This is a genomic window from Variovorax sp. W2I14 (assembly GCF_050435205.1).
GTDB lineage: Bacteria > Pseudomonadota > Gammaproteobacteria > Burkholderiales > Burkholderiaceae_C > Variovorax > Variovorax paradoxus_C.
This window is the reverse complement of the sequence record NZ_JBNDJX010000001.1, coordinates 3,977,167-3,993,090: the sequence shown is the minus strand read 5'-3', so window position 1 is coordinate 3,993,090 and position 15,924 is coordinate 3,977,167. Positions and strand designations below refer to the sequence as shown.

The 15,924-nt window shown below is 65.9% G+C and carries 14 protein-coding genes, 2 tRNA genes and 2 pseudogenes; 11 read left to right on the top strand and 7 right to left on the bottom strand.

Translation table 11 applies throughout. The annotated features are described in order from the left end of the window. Positions 1 to 9 precede the first annotated feature (9 nt). Complete coding sequence (gene mutY / locus QF040_RS18795) at positions 10 to 1,047, top strand: A/G-specific adenine glycosylase (RefSeq protein WP_429612324.1); 1,038 nt, start codon at positions 10 to 12, stop codon at positions 1,045 to 1,047. Between the two features lie 3 nt (positions 1,048 to 1,050). Here mutY and rapZ read toward each other — a convergent pair whose 3' ends face one another. Genes rapZ through QF040_RS18780 form a run of 3 tightly spaced genes read right to left on the bottom strand, consistent with a single transcriptional unit; the run spans position 1,051 to position 4,518 of the window. After that, a complete protein-coding gene (gene rapZ / locus QF040_RS18790) occupies positions 1,051 to 1,926 on the bottom strand; it encodes an RNase adapter RapZ (RefSeq protein ID WP_429612323.1) in 876 nt (291 codons plus the stop codon). After that, on the bottom strand, positions 1,923 to 3,605 hold the full coding sequence (recN, locus tag QF040_RS18785; protein WP_429612322.1) for a DNA repair protein RecN: 1,683 nt from the start codon (positions 3,603 to 3,605) through the stop codon (positions 1,923 to 1,925). The genes rapZ and recN overlap by 4 nt, the downstream gene beginning before the upstream one ends. A gap of 1 nt (position 3,606) precedes the next feature. Next, positions 3,607 to 4,518, bottom strand: coding sequence for an NAD kinase (locus tag QF040_RS18780; protein WP_429612321.1), 912 nt, complete (start codon positions 4,516 to 4,518; stop codon positions 3,607 to 3,609). 31 nt (positions 4,519 to 4,549) lie between these two features. On the opposite strand from QF040_RS18780, the gene hrcA reads away from it, so the two are divergent. The 5 genes from hrcA to greB all read left to right on the top strand — a co-directional run bounded on the left by hrcA (position 4,550) and on the right by greB (position 7,030). Continuing rightward, positions 4,550 to 5,557, top strand: a complete 1,008-nt coding sequence (gene hrcA / locus QF040_RS18775) for a heat-inducible transcriptional repressor HrcA (RefSeq protein ID WP_013543356.1) — start codon at positions 4,550 to 4,552, stop codon at positions 5,555 to 5,557. Between the two features lie 31 nt (positions 5,558 to 5,588). Beyond that, positions 5,589 to 5,665, top strand: a tRNA-Ile gene (locus tag QF040_RS18770). A 70-nt stretch (positions 5,666 to 5,735) separates the two neighbouring features. Beyond that, a tRNA-Arg gene (locus QF040_RS18765) sits at positions 5,736 to 5,812 on the top strand. Positions 5,813 to 5,960: 148 nt separating this feature from the next. Next, entirely contained in the window at positions 5,961 to 6,404 is a 444-nt protein-coding gene (locus tag QF040_RS18760) for a hypothetical protein (RefSeq protein WP_429612320.1), read from the top strand. Positions 6,405 to 6,451: 47 nt separating this feature from the next. Beyond that, positions 6,452 to 7,030: a transcription elongation factor GreB gene (gene greB / locus QF040_RS18755; protein ID WP_429612319.1), complete on the top strand. Its 579-nt coding sequence runs from the start codon at positions 6,452 to 6,454 to the stop codon at positions 7,028 to 7,030. Between the two features lie 23 nt (positions 7,031 to 7,053). Here the strand turns inward: greB and QF040_RS18750 are convergent, their stop codons facing one another. The 4 genes and pseudogenes from QF040_RS18750 to QF040_RS18735 all read right to left on the bottom strand — a co-directional run bounded on the left by QF040_RS18750 (position 7,054) and on the right by QF040_RS18735 (position 11,200). Continuing rightward, positions 7,054 to 9,309, bottom strand: coding sequence for a RelA/SpoT family protein (locus QF040_RS18750; RefSeq protein ID WP_429612318.1), 2,256 nt, complete (start codon positions 9,307 to 9,309; stop codon positions 7,054 to 7,056). A 93-nt stretch (positions 9,310 to 9,402) separates the two neighbouring features. Further along, the gene (gene rpoZ, locus QF040_RS18745) at positions 9,403 to 9,606 is read right to left on the bottom strand and encodes a DNA-directed RNA polymerase subunit omega (protein ID WP_013543330.1); all 204 of its coding nucleotides are present in this window, start codon (positions 9,604 to 9,606) and stop codon (positions 9,403 to 9,405) included. A gap of 31 nt (positions 9,607 to 9,637) precedes the next feature. Then, complete coding sequence (gene gmk / locus QF040_RS18740) at positions 9,638 to 10,258, bottom strand: guanylate kinase (protein ID WP_013543329.1); 621 nt, start codon at positions 10,256 to 10,258, stop codon at positions 9,638 to 9,640. Positions 10,259 to 10,275: 17 nt separating this feature from the next. Beyond that, positions 10,276 to 11,200 (bottom strand): annotated as a pseudogene (locus QF040_RS18735) (YicC/YloC family endoribonuclease). A gap of 92 nt (positions 11,201 to 11,292) precedes the next feature. On the opposite strand from QF040_RS18735, the pseudogene QF040_RS18730 reads away from it, so the two are divergent. The 5 genes and pseudogenes from QF040_RS18730 to hemW all read left to right on the top strand — a co-directional run bounded on the left by QF040_RS18730 (position 11,293) and on the right by hemW (position 15,918). Further along, positions 11,293 to 12,301, top strand: a pseudogene (locus QF040_RS18730) (serine/threonine protein kinase). 4 nt (positions 12,302 to 12,305) lie between these two features. Then, entirely contained in the window at positions 12,306 to 13,211 is a 906-nt protein-coding gene (locus QF040_RS18725) for a PP2C family protein-serine/threonine phosphatase (RefSeq protein WP_429612317.1), read from the top strand. Positions 13,212 to 13,259: 48 nt separating this feature from the next. Next, positions 13,260 to 13,991 carry a ribonuclease PH gene (gene rph, locus QF040_RS18720; RefSeq protein WP_306881614.1) on the top strand — a complete coding sequence of 244 codons (732 nt, stop codon included), beginning with the start codon at positions 13,260 to 13,262 and terminating at the stop codon, positions 13,989 to 13,991. Between the two features lie 57 nt (positions 13,992 to 14,048). Next, positions 14,049 to 14,648 (top strand): RdgB/HAM1 family non-canonical purine NTP pyrophosphatase, encoded by a 600-nt coding sequence (gene rdgB, locus QF040_RS18715; protein WP_429612316.1) that lies wholly within the window; start codon positions 14,049 to 14,051, stop codon positions 14,646 to 14,648. Between the two features lie 7 nt (positions 14,649 to 14,655). Next, complete coding sequence (gene hemW, locus QF040_RS18710) at positions 14,656 to 15,918, top strand: radical SAM family heme chaperone HemW (RefSeq protein WP_307684319.1); 1,263 nt, start codon at positions 14,656 to 14,658, stop codon at positions 15,916 to 15,918. The last annotated feature ends 6 nt before the right edge of the window (positions 15,919 to 15,924 follow it).

Genomic DNA, 15,924 nt, shown 5'->3' with positions numbered 1-15,924 from the left:
GGTTCGCAGATGCCACCGGACTTCGCCAAGCAGATCGTCAGCTGGCAGCGCAGCCACGGACGCAGCGAGCTGCCGTGGCAAAACACGCGCGATCCCTACCGTGTCTGGCTGTCGGAGGTGATGCTGCAGCAGACGCAGGTCACGACAGTGCTCGGCTACTTCGCGCGCTTTCTCGAACGCTTCCCCGATGTGAAGGCCCTGGCCGCAGGCACTGAGGACGAAGTGTTCGGCCTGTGGAGCGGCCTGGGCTACTACAGCCGCGCGCGCAACATGCATCGCTGCGCGCAGGAGGTGGTCGAGCGATTCGGCGGCGAGTTTCCGCGTACCGCGGCGGAGCTCGTGACCTTGCCCGGCATCGGCCGCTCCACCTCGGCGGCGATCGCGGCGTTCTGCTTCGGCGAGCGCGTGGCGATCCTCGATGGCAATGTGAAGCGCGTGCTGACGCGGGTGCTCGGTTTCGGCGGCGACATGTCTTCGTCCGCGCAGGAGCGTGCGCTGTGGGACCTGGCAACGCAACTCCTTCCGCCCGCCGAAGAGCGCGAGGCGATCGCGAGCTACACGCAAGGTGTGATGGACCTCGGCGCCACCGTCTGCCTGCCGCGCAAGCCCAGTTGCATGATCTGCCCGGTCAACAAGATTTGCGTGGGCCTGCATGAAGGCGCGCCGGAGCGCTATCCCGTCAAGACCCGCAAGCTCAAGCGCAGCGCTCAGTCGCTCTGGGTGTTGCTGGCGCGTGATGCGGAGGGGCGCGTCTGGCTGGAAAAGCGACCATCGAAGGGCATCTGGGCCGGACTTCATTGCCTGCCGGTGTTCGACAGCCGCGACGACTTGCTTGCTGTGCTGCCATCGGCCGCACAGCGTGGCGCGCAAGACCTCCCGCCCTTCGTCCATGTGCTGACCCACAAGGACCTGCACATGCACCCGGTGCTGCTGGAAGGCGCGCAGCCGCTGGGTGAGGTTGCGCGTTGGGTCGAAGCGGAAGAATGGGCTCGCCTGGGACTGCCCGCGCCGGTGCGCAAGCTGCTGGAGAGCCTTGGCGCCGTCTAGGGCTTAGTTCGCGTCGAGCTCGCGGTGCCGCATGAGCGCACCCCAGCGGGCGCCGAAGGTGTGCGCCAGCTGCTCGACAAGAAACACCGAGCGGTGCTGCCCGCCCGTGCAGCCGATGGCCACCGTGACATAGCTGCGATGGTCGCGCGCCAGCGCATCGATCCAGTGCGAAAGAAATTGCTCGATGTCGTCGTACATGCGCGCCACGTCGTCATGCTCGCGCAGCCACTCGATCACCGGCGTGTCGCGGCCTGTGAGCTGGCGCAGCGCTGGCACGTAGTGCGGGTTGGGCAGCATGCGCACGTCGAACACGTAATCCGCATCGAGCGGCACGCCGCGCTTGAAGGCGAACGATTCGAACACCAGCGTGAGCGCGTTCTGCGGCGCGGAGATCAGCGCCTTGATGTAGCTCTGCAGTTGCGCGGGGCGGATGAGGCTGGTGTCGATCACGTCGGCACCGTCGCGCAGGTCGGCCAGCAGTTCGCGTTCGAGTTCGATGGCCTGCACCAGAACGCGGTGCTGTTCAGGGACGTCGGTGCGGCTTTCCTGGCGCGAGAGCGGGTGGCGCCGGCGAGTTTCCGAATAGCGGCGCAGCAGCGCGTCGGTGGTTGCGTCGAGGAACAGCGAGCGAAGCGACACGCCGTCGCGGCGCAGCGCTTCGAGTTGCTGCGGAACGATCGGCAGCGACACGCCGCTGCGCACATCCATCGCGATGGCCACGCGCGTGGCCTGCTGCTCATGCTGCAGCGCGATGAACGAGGTGAGGAGTTCGGGCGGCAGGTTGTCGACGCAGTAGTAACCGGCGTCTTCCAGCGCATGCAGCGCCACGGACTTGCCCGAGCCCGACATGCCGGTGATGAGCACCAGGTCGAGGTTCATGGCGTGGCCGCCGAGGTCGTATGCCCGAGCATCTCGCGGGCGTGCGCAAGCGAGGTCTGCGAGACTTTCTCGCCGCCGAGCATGCGGGCGATTTCCTTGGCGCGGTCGCCGTCGTCGAGCCGCGACACGCCGCTCTCGGTGCGCGGACCGTCCTTGCCGGCACCCGCCGTCTGGCGCTTGGCCACGACGAGGTGATGGTCGGCGCAGGCGGCCACTTGCGGCAGGTGGGTCACGGCCAGCACCTGGCGGTCGCGGCCGAGTTGCTTCATGAGGCGGCCGACGGTTTCGGCGACCGCACCGCCGACGCCGGCATCGACCTCGTCGAAGATCAGCGTCTGCGCGGCGCCGAGTTGGCTGGTCGTCACGGCAATCGCCAGCGCGATGCGAGAGAGCTCGCCGCCCGAAGCCACCTTGCCGATGGGGCGCGGGGTGCTGCCGGTGTGGCCGGCCACGAGGAAGGCGATGTCTTCGAGGCCCGCGCGGCTGGGTTGCGCCAGCGGCTGCAGCTCGACCTCGAAGCGCCCGCCCTGCATGCCGAGGCCCTGCATCGCTTGGGTGACGGCTTGAGCCAAGCGCGGTGCGGCTTGCTTGCGGGCCTTGCCGAGCGCCTTGGCTTCTTTCAGGTAGGCCTGCTGCGCGTTCTGCTCGGCACGCTCCAGGCCGTCGAGATCGCTTTGCGCATCGAGCGCCTGCAATTCTGCTTGCCAGCCGGCCAGCAGCGCGGGCAACTCGCTCGGCGTGCGCTTGTAACGGCGCGCGAGCGACATCCAGAGGCCCATGCGTTCGTCCAGTTCGGCCAGGCTTTGCGGATCGGCCTCCGCGTCGCGCAGGTAGCCGTGCAGCGTGTGGGCTGCGTCCGAAGCCTGCGCCACGCAGGAGGCCAGCACCTCGCCCAGCGCGCGGAATTCGGGCTCGATGTGCTCGCAGTTCTGCAGCAGCGTGGCCGCGCGCGTGAGCGCGGAGAGGGCGCCGTTGTCGTCGTCTTCGAGCGACTGGCTCGCGCCCTGCGCCGCGTCGATCAGCGCCTGGGCGTTGGAGATGCGCGAGTGGTTGGTCGAGAGCTCTTCCCACTCGTCGGCGCCGGGTGCGAGCTTGGCGACCTCGGAGATCTGCCACTGCAGCCGCTCGCGTTCGCGCTGCAGCGAGTCTTGCGCCGAGCGCGCATGTTCGAGGGCGGAGAGGGCCTGGCGCCAGCCTTGCCACGCGGCGTCGAGCGCGTCGGTGCGCACGCCCGCGTAGGCGTCGAGCAGGCCGCGCACAGCCTCGGGGCGCGTGAGGCTTTGCCAGGCGTGCTGGCCGTGGATGTCGAGCAGGCGGTCGCCGAGTTCGCGCAGTTGCGTGGCGGTGGCCGGGCTGCCGTTGATCCAGCCGCGGCTGCGGCCCTGCAGGTCGACGGTGCGGCGCAGCAGCAGCGCGTCGCCGGCCTCGAAGCCGCCTTCGTCGAGCCAGCTGTCCAAGGCTGGATCGGCGTCGAATTCGGCGCTCACGTCGAGGCGCTCGGCACCTTCGCGCACGGCACCGGCATCGGCCCGGTTGCCCAGCGCCAGCTGCAGCGCGTCTATCAATATGGATTTGCCCGCGCCGGTTTCGCCGGTCAACACCGTGAAGCCGCCGGACAGGTCGAGTTCGAGTGATCGCACGATCACGAAGTCGCGCAGTGCGATGCGTCGCAGCGCCATGTCAGGAGCCCCCTTCGTTCCAATGAAGTTTCTTGCGCAACGTGTCGAAATAGCTCCAGCCCCGCGGGTGCAGAAAGCGCACCCTGAAGTCGGAGCGGCGCACCACCACGCGATCGCCGATCGCGAGCGAGGCCAGTGACTGCATGTCGAAATTGGCGCTGGCGTCGCGCCCGCCGACCAGCTCGATCACGATCTCGTCGGCGTCGGGCAGCAGCACCGGGCGGTTCGAGAGCGTGTGCGGCGCGATCGGCACCAGCACCCATCCCGGCACCGCCGGATGAAGCAAGGGCCCGCCGGCCGACAGCGCATAGGCGGTCGATCCGGTGGGCGTGGCGATGATCAGGCCGTCGGCGCGTTGGTTGGCCACGAAATGGCGGCCCACCGACACGCGCAGCTCGACCATGCCCGAGGTGGCGCCGCGATTGACCACCACGTCGTTCATGGCGAGCGCATCGAACACCGAGACGCCGTCGCGCATGACCTGCGCGTGCATCAGGCTGCGGTGGTCTTCCTCGTATTCGCCGGCCAGCATCGGAATGAGGGTGGCCTGGAAGTTGTCGAGCGGGATGTCGGTGATGAAGCCGAGCCGTCCGCGGTTGATGCCGATCAGCGGAATGCCGTAGCTGGCGAGCTGCCGGCCGATGCCCAGCATGGTGCCGTCGCCGCCGACCACGAGGCCGAGGTCGCAGCGCTGGCCGATTTCCTCGACCGCCAGGGCTTCGTAGCGTGGATGCGCGGGTGCGTCGGCATCCACCTCATCGCAGGTCGAACGCTCGACGAAGACCTTGCAACCCTGCGATTCCAGGAAGGTGCCGATGGTCTCCATGACGCCGTCGCGCGCATCCGCCTGCGCTCTGGCGCCGGAAGCCTGGTATTTGCCGATCAGGGCGACGTGACGGAAGCGGGAGGTCATATCTCACAAATTACAACACTAAAATCTTGCAATGCTGGACGACCGTGCCAAGTTGCTGCTCAAGACGCTCGTCGAGCGCTACATCGCCGACGGGCAACCCGTCGGGTCACGCACGTTGTCGCGTTCCTCGGGGCTGGATCTGTCGCCCGCGACCATCCGCAACGTCATGTCCGACCTCGAGGCGCTGGGGCTGATTGCCAGCCCGCATACCTCGGCCGGCCGCATCCCGACCCATCGCGGCTACCGGTTGTTCGTGGACACCATGCTGACTGCGCAGCGCGAGCAGATGAGCACCCCGAGCCTCGCGCCCGACCAGCCGCAGAAGGTGATCGCCAACGCGGCGAACATCCTGTCGAACCTATCGCAGTTCGTGGGCGTCGTGATGGCGCCGCGCCGTGCGTCGGTGTTCAAGCAGATCGAATTCCTGCGGCTGTCCGAGAACCGGCTGCTCGTGATCATCGTCTCGCCGGATGGCGATGTGCAGAACCGGGTGATCTTTCCAGAGGCCGACTATTCGCAGTCGCAGTTGGTCGAGGCCTCCAACTACATCAACGCGCACTACGCGGGTCTCACGATCGAACAGGTGCGCGATCGCCTGCAGTCCGAGGTCGAGAAGCTGCGCGGCGAAATTGCCGCGCTCATGCAGGCGGCGGTCCAGGTGAGCTCCGAAGTGCTGACCGAGGCGCAGGAAGACGACGTCGTGATCTCCGGCGAACGCAACCTGCTCGCTGTGACTGACTTCTCCAGCGACATGGGGCAGTTGCGCCGCGCGTTCGAGCTCTTCGAGCAGAAAGCGCAGTTGATGCGCCTGCTCGACGTGTCGAGCAAGGCCGAAGGCGTGCGCATCTTCATCGGCGGTGAAAGTCAGGTGGTGCCGTTCGAGGAGCTCTCCATCGTCAGCGCCAACTATGAGGTCGACGGCCAGGTGGTGGGCACGCTGGGCGTGATCGGACCGACGCGCATGCCCTACGAGCGGATGATCCAGATCGTCGACATCACGTCGCGGCTGGTGAGCAATGCGCTGAGCCATCGCAAGTAGGCTGCGGCGGCGAATAGAATCGTGGCCCAGTGGGCCGTTAGCTCAGTTGGTTAGAGCAGCGGACTCATAATCCGTTGGTCGATGGTTCAAGCCCATCACGGCCTACCAACATGCTTTTTCAACTTTCGATCATGCAAGTCCAGAAGGTCAAAAAACGCATGCTATAATTGCAAGCTGTGCGGCTGTAGCTCAGTTGGATAGAGTACTTGGCTACGAACCAAGGGGTCGTGGGTTCAATTCCTGCCAGCCGCACCACTCTCTTGATGGCCTAGAAGGTTTACCTTCTAGGCCATTTTCTTTTGGGTGGCGTGAATCACAGAAAAGCCGCCGATCAAACGGCTGCTGCCGTCTTGCCGTGCGGGACGCTAAAGTCCCGTTCAAGTCAAAACGGATCAGGGCGACCATGAACATTCGAACGGCGCGATGCGCATGCCAACTGCTGTTGCTGCTTTCGGCGGCAGATTCGGCGTTCGCGGGAACCATCGCATGTGTGCCGAGCCCGAGCAACGCGGCTGGCGCCTTCAACTGGATTCGCAGGATATCGATCGACGAGCACTCACGCACCGTCAACATGGACATCGTGCGCTCCAGAACGAAGGACACGGAAACCATGGGCAAGATGCGCGCCGAGCTGGTGAGCATGGACGGCACGTCCTCCGGCGAGCCTGTCTATCTCTTCAATGCCATCCCTGCTGCCGGGGAAGAGGTCACGAGCCTCTTCAAGTTGTTCAAGTCCGGCGAATGGCAATTGGCGAGGGCAGGGGTGGTCTTCGTCAACAAAGTGCCCGCCTTGCGAAGTGTCGAGCCGAACTTGACCTTCGACTGCAAACGCTCGGATCTGGGCTGATGCGACACGGATCACTCGTATTTCCTGATCAGTAAAAAGGTTCTTCGTTGAACAAGGCATTCACCAAGGAAACCGACAACGACGCGGATGACGACGGCGCCGACGGCGCTGCGCCTCCACTGCCGGCCGGCACCAAGAACTACATCACGCCATCGGGCTATGCGCGCCTGCGCGACGAGTTGCTTCAACTGATGGACGAGGAGCGCCCGAAGGTCGTCGAGGCTGTGCATTGGGCCGCCAAGAACGGCGACCGCTCGGAAAACGGCGACTATCTCTACGGCAAGAAGCGCCTGCGCGAGATCGACCGGCGCATTCGTTTTCTCACCAAGCGTCTCGAGATCGCGGAAGTCACGGACCCGTCGGTGCACCACGGCAGTGATCAGATCTTCTTCGGTGCCACAGTTCGCTACGTCGACGAGACGGGCGAGGACGAGCGCACCATCACCATTCTCGGCATCGACGAGGCGGACAGCGCGCAGTCGCAAGTCAGCTGGATCTCCCCGATCGCGCGGGCCTTGCTCAAGTCACGCGAAGGCGACGTGGTGAAGCTCGTGACCCCGGGCGGGGCGCATGAGGTGGAGATCCTGTCGGTGAGCTACCCGGCACCGCGCCTGGCAGCAGGCTGACGCGCCGAGCCGCCTGCTGTTCTTCAGGGCGCTGGAACCGTTCGCGCCGCGGTCAGCACAGAGGCGGTTCGTCGGGCGGCGCGCAGCACGGCATCGAGATGCGCCCGATCGCGCACCGCGATCACGAAGCGAAGGTCTGTCGAGTCCTGCGGCGTCTCATCGGCCATTTCCACATGCGTGATGTCCGCTTCCGCGTCCGCCAATGTGGCGGCTACGCGCGCCAGCACGCCCTTGTCGTTGCGCACGGTGATCACGACGCCGGTTTCGAACGCACGCGTTGGCTCGTCCGCCCATTCGACCGCGAAGAACCGCTCGCTGTCCTTGTGACGCAGCCGTTGACCGACGCCGCAATCCTCGGTGTGCACCACGAGGCCTTCGCCATGTCCAAGGTACCCGACGATCTGGTCGCCCGGAATGGGGCGGCAGCACAGCGCAAAGCGCACCGACGAATTTTCACTGCCGTCGAGCGTGACCGCGCCCTGCGATACGGCTTCGTGCGGGATGAGGCGCTCACGACTCAGCAACAGGGCGTCGGGGCGTTCGCCCAACTCGGCCAGCAGCGCCATGAGCCGCTTGGCGACGATGCTCGCGATGCGTTTGCCGAGGCCGATGTCGGTCAGCAATTCCGAGCGGGTGCGGTTGCCGGTGAAGCGAAGCAGCTTTTCCCATAGGGCTTGGTGCTCGTCGTCCTCTTCGGGCAGCTTGCCGAGACCTTCGGCGCGCAGCGCCTGTGCGAGCAGCTTTTCGCCGAGGCCTTCGGATTCGGCATGTGCCAGCGTCTTCAGGTAATGGCGGATCTTGGAGCGCGCCCGGCCGGTCCGGACGAAGCCGAGCCAGGCGGGATTTGGGGTCGACACAGGCGCCGTGATCACCTCGACCACGTCGCCGTTCTTGAGTTCGGTGCGCAGCGGCACCTGGTCGCCGTTGATGCGAGCGGCCGAGGTGTGGTCGCCGATGTTGCTGTGGATGGCGTAGGCGAAGTCGACCACCGTCGCGCCGCGCGGCAGCGCCATGATCTGGCTCTTCGGCGTGAAGACGTAGACGGCGTCGGGGAAGAGGTCGACCTTGACGTGGTCCCAGAACTCGGCGGCGTCGCGCGTCTCGTCCTGGATGTCGAGCAGCGACTGCAGCCACTTGGTGCCCAGCCGGTCGTTGCTCGCCCCGTTCGGCTCGGCAGCCTTGTAGAGCCAGTGCGCGGCCACGCCGGATTCGGCGACGACGTGCATCGCTTCGGTACGCAGCTGGAACTCGACGCTTACGCCGGCTGGACCGACCAGCGTGGTGTGCAGCGACTGGTAGCCGTTGAGCTTGGCGATCGCGATGTGGTCCTTGAACTTGCCGGGCAGCGGCTTGTACATCTGGTGAAGGATGCCGAGGCCCGTGTAGCAAGCGATGACGTTCGGCACGATCAGGCGGAAGCCGTAGATGTCGGTCACCTGGGCAAAGCTCAGGTGCTTTTCTTCCATCTTGCGGTAGATGGAATAGAGCGTTTTCTCGCGCCCGGCGATCCGCAGCGTCATGCCGGCGGCAGAGAAAGCGGTCTCGACTTCTTTCTGCACCTTCTGAATCAAGTCCCGTCGTCGCCCGCGCGCCTTGGCCACCGCCTTGGACAGCGTGGCGTAACGCCACGGCTTGAGGTGCCGGAACGACAACTCCTGCAGTTCGCGGTAGGTCTGATTCAGCCCGAGGCGGTGCGCGATGGGCGCGTAGATCTCGAGCGTTTCGCGCGAGATGCGGGCCCATTTTTCACGTGGCGCGTCGGCCAGCGTGCGCATGTTGTGCGTGCGGTCCGCCAGCTTGACAAGGATGACGCGCACGTCGCGCGCCATGGCCAGCAACATCTTGCGGAAAGACTCGGCCTGGTTCTCTTCGCGCGTGTTGAACTGCAGCTTGTCGAGTTTGGTGAGCCCGTCGACCAGTTCGGCGACCGGGGCGCCGAAGCGCTCGATCAGCTCGGGCTTGGTGACTCCGCAGTCTTCGATGGCGTCATGCAGCAGTGCGGCCATCAGCGCCTGGGCATCGAGCTTCCACTCGGCGCATTGCGCGGCCACGGCGATGGGGTGGGTGATGTACGGCTCGCCGCTGTTGCGCAGTTGACCCAGATGGGCCTCGTCGGCGAAGCGGTAGGCGCGGCGTACCAGCTCGGTGTCTTCGGTACCCAGGTAGTCGAGGCGCGCGGTCAATGCGGCAAAGCTTGCGGCGGCAGCATTCAGCGCCGCCGGACTCGGCTTCGGCGTGCCCGATGGGGCATGGGACTGATGTTTGGCGACCGCGCTCATGGCTACCACTTTAGCGTGACCGTTCCATGGGCGCGTCCAGACATAAAAAAAGCACCGCTTTGCGGTGCCTTTTCGTTGCAGGGCTGCGTCAGATCAGCCCGGCACCTTCTTGAGCATTTCGATGCCGATCTTGCCTTCGGCGATCTCGCGCAGGGCGGTCACGGCGGGCTTGTTCTTGCTCTCGATCTTGGGCGCGTGGCCTTGGCTCAGCATGCGCGCACGGTACGTGGCGGCCAGGACGAGCTGGAAGCGGTTCGGAATCTGAACCAGACAATCTTCGACGGTGATGCGGGCCATGATGGGTATCTTTCGGTCGGTGAGCAGGAGATCAGGGAATGTTCAGTGCGGCAAAGGTGTCGGCACGTGCGCGGCGCTGTGCGGAATACCGGAGCCGTTGAGCGTGGACAATCGCCTTGAGATCAAAAAGCGCCCGCTCAAATAACTCGTTGATTATAACGAAGTCGAATTCCCCGGCCCGGGCCATCTCTTCTGCGGCGTTTTTCAGCCGCAATTCGATGACCGAGGCGCTGTCCTCGCCGCGTCGCTCGAGCCTGGAGCGAAGTTCTTCCCAACTGGGCGGCAGGATGAAGATCATCACCGCGTTGGCGAAGGTCTTGCGGATCTGCAAGGCGCCCTGGAAGTCGATCTCGAGGATCACGTCGGCCCCTTGGGCGATCCGCTCCTCGATGGCCTTCTTGGAGGTGCCGTACCGGTGGCCGTGCACATGGGCCCATTCCACGAAACCGTCGGCCGCGATCAGGGCGTCGAATTCGGGAGGCGAGGCAAAAAAGTACTCGCGGCCGTGCTTTTCCTGCCCGCGCGGCGGCCGCGTGGTGTGCGACACCGACGGCTGAACCGCCGAGTCGAGCTCCATGAGCGCCTTGACCAGGCTCGATTTGCCGGCCCCGCTGGGCGCGGCGACCACGAAGATGTTGCCGGGGTAGTCCATTCTTTCGCTCGTCGTCGTCATTCGATGTTCTGGACTTGTTCGCGCATCTGCTCGATCAGGACCTTCATGTCCACGCCGATGCGCGTGAGTTCCAGGGCTGCCGACTTGGAGCCCAGGGTGTTGGCCTCGCGGTGCAGTTCCTGGATCAGGAAGTCCAGGCGCTTGCCGATCTCGCCGCCCTTCTTGAGCAGCCGCTCGATTTCGTCGAGGTGCGAGTTCAGCCGGGTGAGCTCTTCCGCCACATCGATGCGGATGGCAAAGGCAGTGGCCTCGGTCAGCGCGCGGTCTTGAGCGGCTTCGGGCAGCGTGCCGCCCGTGCCGGCGGTCAGGCCCATGGCCTCTTGCCAGCGCTCAAGGAAGCGGTTGCGCTGCTGCTCGACCAACTGGGGCACCAGTGGACCAGCCTGCTGCACCAGAACGCGCAATTGGGCCAGGTGCGCCTCGAGCATCTTGGCGAGCCGGGCGCCTTCGCGCTGGCGGGCCGACATCAGCGCTTCGAGCGCCTTGCCGGCCACGTCGAGCAGGTCGGGGCCCCAGTCGCCGCGGGTGGCGCCGTCGCCGCCAGCAAGGCGGATCACGTCGGCCACGCTCAGTTCGCGCGCTCCTGGGAGCCAGGCCTTGATGCCGTCCTGCACCCCGTTGAGCCGCTGGAGCAGCTTGACGGAAGGCTCGACGACGCCCGCCTGGGCAGTGTTCTCTATCGCTGCGCGAACCTCGACCTTGCCGCGCTTGAGCTTGCCCGTGAGCAACTCGCGCAGCGCCGTCTCATGCTGGCGCAATTCCTCCGGCAACTTGAAGGTGAGGTCGAGAAAAGCGGCTGTTGACCGAGCGGATTTCTACCCCGAGCCGGCCTGCGGCGGAAGGCCGTGCATCGGCTTCGGAGTGGCTGCCTGCGGACCCGTTCTGGCCGCTGGCGTAGCCGGTCATGCTGTAAACTGGCATTGCGCCTCACTGTGGTTTTTGCTTGCATGCACCGAGGCGTCGGTACAGCGTTCGCTTGCCGCACCATCGCCTTCGGGCGAAACTCCCGGATTATGTCAAAGGTCAAGCCTTCGCCCCTGTTGCCCGATACGGTCATTGGCGGTTACCGCGTTGTTCGCCGGCTTTCCGCAGGTGGTTTTGGCGTCGTCTACCTCGCCATCGACCCCAGCGGGCAGCAGGTGGCCATCAAGGAATATCTGCCGTCTTCGCTGGCCACCCGCGGGCCCGGCGAGCTGCATCCGCAGGTGCCGCCCGAAAAACTGTCCCTCTACCGGCTGGGGCTCAAGAGCTTCTTCGAAGAAGGCCGCTCGCTCGCGCAGATCTCGCATGCCTCGGTCGTCAGCGTGCTCAATTTCTTCCGCGAGAACGAGACCGTCTACATGGTCATGAACTACCTGGAGGGCGCGACCCTGCAGGACTTCGTGGTCACCGCGCGCGACCTGAAGCGCCAGAAGGTGTTCCGCGAATCGACCATCCGCTCGCTCTTCGACGAGATCCTGCGCGGCCTGCGCATCGTGCACCAGTACAAGATGCTGCACCTGGACATCAAGCCGGCCAACATCTTCGTCACCGACGACGACCGCGCCGTGCTGATCGACTTCGGCGCCGCGCGCGAAGTGCTCAGCAAGGAAGGCATCTTCATCCGCCCCATGTACACGCCGGGCTTCGCCGCCCCCGAGATGTACCGGCGCGATTCGTCGATGGGTCCCTGGACCGACATCTATGCCATCGGCGCCTGCATCTACGCCTGCATGCAGGGCTACCCGCCCAACGATGCACCCAAGCGCATCGAGAAGGACCGCCTGAGCCTGTCGCTGTCGCGCCTTCGCGGGCGTGTACTCCGACAACCTCATCGAGGTGGTCGAGTGGTGCATGTCGCTCGATCCGCTCTCGCGCCCCCAGTCGGTCTTTGCGCTGCAAAAGGAATTGAGCCGCGAGGGCGAGCGCCGCTACACCAAGCTCACCGTCGGCGAGAAGGTGCGGCTGTCGTTCGACAACATCCGCTCCTTCGACAAGAAGAGTCTGCCCCGGGCTGCGGCCCCCACAACGCGCCCCGCATGACGCCATGAAATTCTCTGTCTTCCAGGTCAGCCGCAAGGGCGGGCGTCTCAAGAACGAAGACCGCATGGGCTATTGCTACACGCGGGAGTCGGGGCTGTTCGTGCTGGCCGACGGCATGGGCGGCCACCCCGAAGGCGAAGTGGCGGCCCAGCTGGCCCTGCAGACCATCGCCGCGCTCTACCAGCGCGAGGCGCGGCCGACCGTGAAAGACGTGAAGGGTTTCCTCGCCGAATCGGCCATGGCCGCGCACCAGCAGATCATGCGGTACGCGAGCCACAAGGCGATGCTCGACACGCCCCGCACCACCGTCGTCGCGGCCGTGCTGCAAGGCACGAGCGCCACCTGGATGCACTGCGGCGATTCGCGCCTCTACGTCGTACGCGACGGCCGCCTGCTGACCCGCACGCGCGACCATTCGCACGCCGAGCGCCCCAAGCCCCATGGTTCGGACATGCCGGTCAACAGGAACCTGCTGCTGACCTGCCTCGGTTCCCCGACCACGCCGCTGTTCGACATCTCGCCGCCGCTGCAGCTGCAGCGCGGCGACCGCATCATGCTGTGCTCCGACGGCGTGTGGGGCGTGCTCGACGATGCGCTCATCGTCCACACGCTTTCCTCCGGCAAGCCCGTGTCCGATGCAGCCCCCGACCTCGCCGAGATGGCGCTGCGCAAGGGCGGCGCGCACAGCGACAACGTGACCCTCATCGCGCTCGAGTGGGAGATGTCCGAGACGCCCGGCGAAGACCGCGGCATTTCCACCGAAACCATCGACGACGGCGTGTTCGCCTCGACCATCCAGGCCGGCATGCCCTCGGACGGCGAGATCGAGGACATGGACGAAGACGCCATCGAGCGCTCCATCGCCGAGATCAACGAAGCCATCCGCCGTTCGGCTGCACGCAAGACCTGAGTTCCGGGTCGCGCGCCTTTCCCTTTTTTCCTTTTCGAGCTTCCAACAATGACTGCTTTCACCCGAAGCGGCGGCCGTGCCGCCGACCAGCTGCGCCCCGTTCGCATCACCCGCGGTTTCACCATCCACGCCGAGGGCTCGGTGCTCATCGAGTTCGGCCAGACCCGCGTGCTCTGCACCGCCTCGGTCGAAGAGCGCGTGCCCCCGCACAAGAAGGGCAGCGGCGAAGGCTGGGTGACGGCCGAATACGGCATGCTGCCGCGCGCCACCCACACCCGCAGCAGCCGCGAGGCCGCCAAGGGCAAGCAGACCGGCCGCACGCAGGAAATCCAGCGCCTCATCGGCCGCTCGATGCGCGCCGTGTTCGACCTTGCCGCCTTGGGCGAGCGCACCATCCACCTCGACTGCGACGTGCTGCAGGCCGATGGCGGCACTCGCACCGCGGCCATCACCGGTGCCTTCGTCGCCGCGCAGGACGCGGTCAACAAGCTGATCGCCGCTGGCACCCTGGCCGCATCGCCGATCAAGGGCCACGTGGCCGCCATCTCGGTGGGCATCGTCGGCGGCACGCCGCTGCTGGACCTCGAATACACCGAAGACTCGAGCTGCGACACCGACATGAACGTCGTCATGACCGGCGCCGGCCACTTCGTCGAAGTGCAGGGCACGGCCGAAGGCGTGGCGTTTACGCGGGAAGAAATGAACCTCCTGCTCGGCCTGGCCGAAAAGGGCATCGGCGAACTCGTCACCCTGCAGAAGCAGGCATTGCAGTCGAACTGAAATCCTCCCAGCTACTGACGTCCGCCAGCCGGGCGTCACAGCCACTTTGATCGATCCATGAAACTGGTCCTGGCCTCCAACAACCAAGGCAAGCTCGCCGAACTCCAGCAACTGTTCGCGGCGTTGTCCGTCACTCTCGTGCCGCAGTCGGCGCTGGGCGTGGGCGAGGCTGAAGAACCCTTCCGCACCTTCGTCGAAAACGCGCTCACCAAGGCGCGCCACGCGAGCGCCGCGACTGGCCTGCCGGCCATCGCCGACGACGCGGGTCTCTGCGTCGATGCCTTCGGCGGCCTGCCGGGCGTCGACACCGCGTACTACGCCACGCAATTCGGCTACGCCAAGGGCGATGCCAACAACGTGAAGGCGCTGCTGGAACAGCTCGACGGCGTCGTCAATCGTCGCGCCGCGCTCGTCAGCACGCTGGTCGCGCTGCGCAGCCATGACGATCCCGAGCCGCTCATCGCCGTCGGCCGCGTGGTCGGCGAGATCGCGCTGGCGCCCATCGGCGACAACGGCTTCGGCTTCGATCCGGTGATGTTCCTGCCCGCCTTCGGCAAGACCTTTGCGCAGCTCACGCCCGAGGTCAAGAACGCCAACAGCCACCGCGGCCGCGCGGCAGAGGCGATGCTCGCGTTGATGCGCGAGCGCTGGCTGTAGGCGAGACATGGCCACCGTTTTCCCGATTAAACCGGCGCAGCCCACCGGCGCGCCGCAAGCCAACGACGTGCTGCATTGGATGCGGCCCGGCCCGCTGCAGCTCTCGGCGCTGCCGCCGCTGTCGCTCTACATCCACCTGCCGTGGTGCCTGCGCAAATGCCCGTACTGCGACTTCAACTCGCACGAGTGGCGCGCGACTAGCGCAGCCGATGCGGAGGGAATTCCCGAGGCGGCGTACATCGATGCGCTCGTGGCCGATCTCGATGCTGCATTGCCGCTGATCTGGGGCCGCACCGTCCACACCATCTTCATCGGCGGCGGCACGCCCAGCCTCTTCTCGCCCCAGGCCATCGACCGCCTGCTCGGCGACGTGCGCGCGCGCCTGAAGCTCGCGCCCGATTGCGAGATCACGCTCGAGGCGAACCCCGGCACCTTCGAGCGCAACCGCTTCCGCGCGTACCGCTCGGCGGGCGTCACGCGCCTGTCGGTGGGCGTGCAGAGCTTCAACGACGAGCACCTGACCGCGCTGGGCCGCGTGCACGACCGCGCCCAGGCCATCGCCGCGGTGGAGGAGGCCGCGAGCGCCTTCGACACCTTCAATCTCGACCTGATGTATGCGCTCCCCGGCCAGACGCTCGAGCACCTCGAGGCCGACCTGTCGCAAGCGCTGGCGCTCGCGCCGCCGCACATTTCGGTCTATCACCTCACCATCGAGCCCAACACCTGGTTCGCGAAGTTTCCACCGACGCTGCCCGAGGACGACATCGCCTACGCGATGCTCGACCGCATCACCGAGCGGACCGGCGAGCAGGGCATGTCGCGCTACGAGGTGTCGGCCTATGCGCGCGAAGGGCACCAGTGCGCGCACAACCTCAACTACTGGCAGTTCGGCGATTACCTGGGCATTGGCGCCGGCGCGCACAGCAAGCTGAGCTTTGCGCACCGCATCGTGCGGCAGGTGCGCTATCGCGAACCGCGGCTGTACATGGAGAACGCGCGCGCGGGCGCGGCCGTGTCGCAGAGCGACGAGGTGTCGCTGGCCGATTTGCCGTTCGAGTTCATGCTCAATGCGCTGCGATTGAAGGCGGGGTTCACGCTGCCGCAGTTCAGCGAACGCACCGGGCTTGCGATGACGTCGATCCAGCGCGGGCTTGAAGAGGCGGAGCGCAAGGGGCTCGTGGCGCGCGACCTGTTTCGCGTGTGGCCAACCGAGCGCGGGCTGGACTTTCTGAGCGATCTGCAGACGCTGTTCTTGCCGGATGGAGATTGAGGCATC

Excerpts from the sequence above, each read along its gene's own strand:
- rdgB (WP_429612316.1), top strand. The coding sequence starts at position 14,049 with ATGAAACTGGTCCTGGCCTCCAACAACCAAGGCAAGCTCGCCGAACTC.
- hrcA (WP_013543356.1), top strand. The coding sequence starts at position 4,550 with ATGCTGGACGACCGTGCCAAGTTGCTGCTCAAGACGCTCGTCGAGCGC.
- QF040_RS18760 (WP_429612320.1), top strand. The coding sequence starts at position 5,961 with ATGAACATTCGAACGGCGCGATGCGCATGCCAACTGCTGTTGCTGCTT.
- gmk (WP_013543329.1), bottom strand. The coding sequence starts at position 10,258 with ATGGACTACCCCGGCAACATCTTCGTGGTCGCCGCGCCCAGCGGGGCC.
- rapZ (WP_429612323.1), bottom strand. The coding sequence starts at position 1,926 with ATGAACCTCGACCTGGTGCTCATCACCGGCATGTCGGGCTCGGGCAAG.
- rpoZ (WP_013543330.1), bottom strand. The coding sequence starts at position 9,606 with ATGGCCCGCATCACCGTCGAAGATTGTCTGGTTCAGATTCCGAACCGC.
- hemW (WP_307684319.1), top strand. The coding sequence starts at position 14,656 with ATGGCCACCGTTTTCCCGATTAAACCGGCGCAGCCCACCGGCGCGCCG.
- QF040_RS18780 (WP_429612321.1), bottom strand. The coding sequence starts at position 4,518 with ATGACCTCCCGCTTCCGTCACGTCGCCCTGATCGGCAAATACCAGGCT.
- QF040_RS18750 (WP_429612318.1), bottom strand. The coding sequence starts at position 9,309 with ATGAGCGCGGTCGCCAAACATCAGTCCCATGCCCCATCGGGCACGCCG.
- rph (WP_306881614.1), top strand. The coding sequence starts at position 13,260 with ATGACTGCTTTCACCCGAAGCGGCGGCCGTGCCGCCGACCAGCTGCGC.
- QF040_RS18725 (WP_429612317.1), top strand. The coding sequence starts at position 12,306 with ATGAAATTCTCTGTCTTCCAGGTCAGCCGCAAGGGCGGGCGTCTCAAG.
- mutY (WP_429612324.1), top strand. The coding sequence starts at position 10 with ATGCCACCGGACTTCGCCAAGCAGATCGTCAGCTGGCAGCGCAGCCAC.
- recN (WP_429612322.1), bottom strand. The coding sequence starts at position 3,605 with ATGGCGCTGCGACGCATCGCACTGCGCGACTTCGTGATCGTGCGATCA.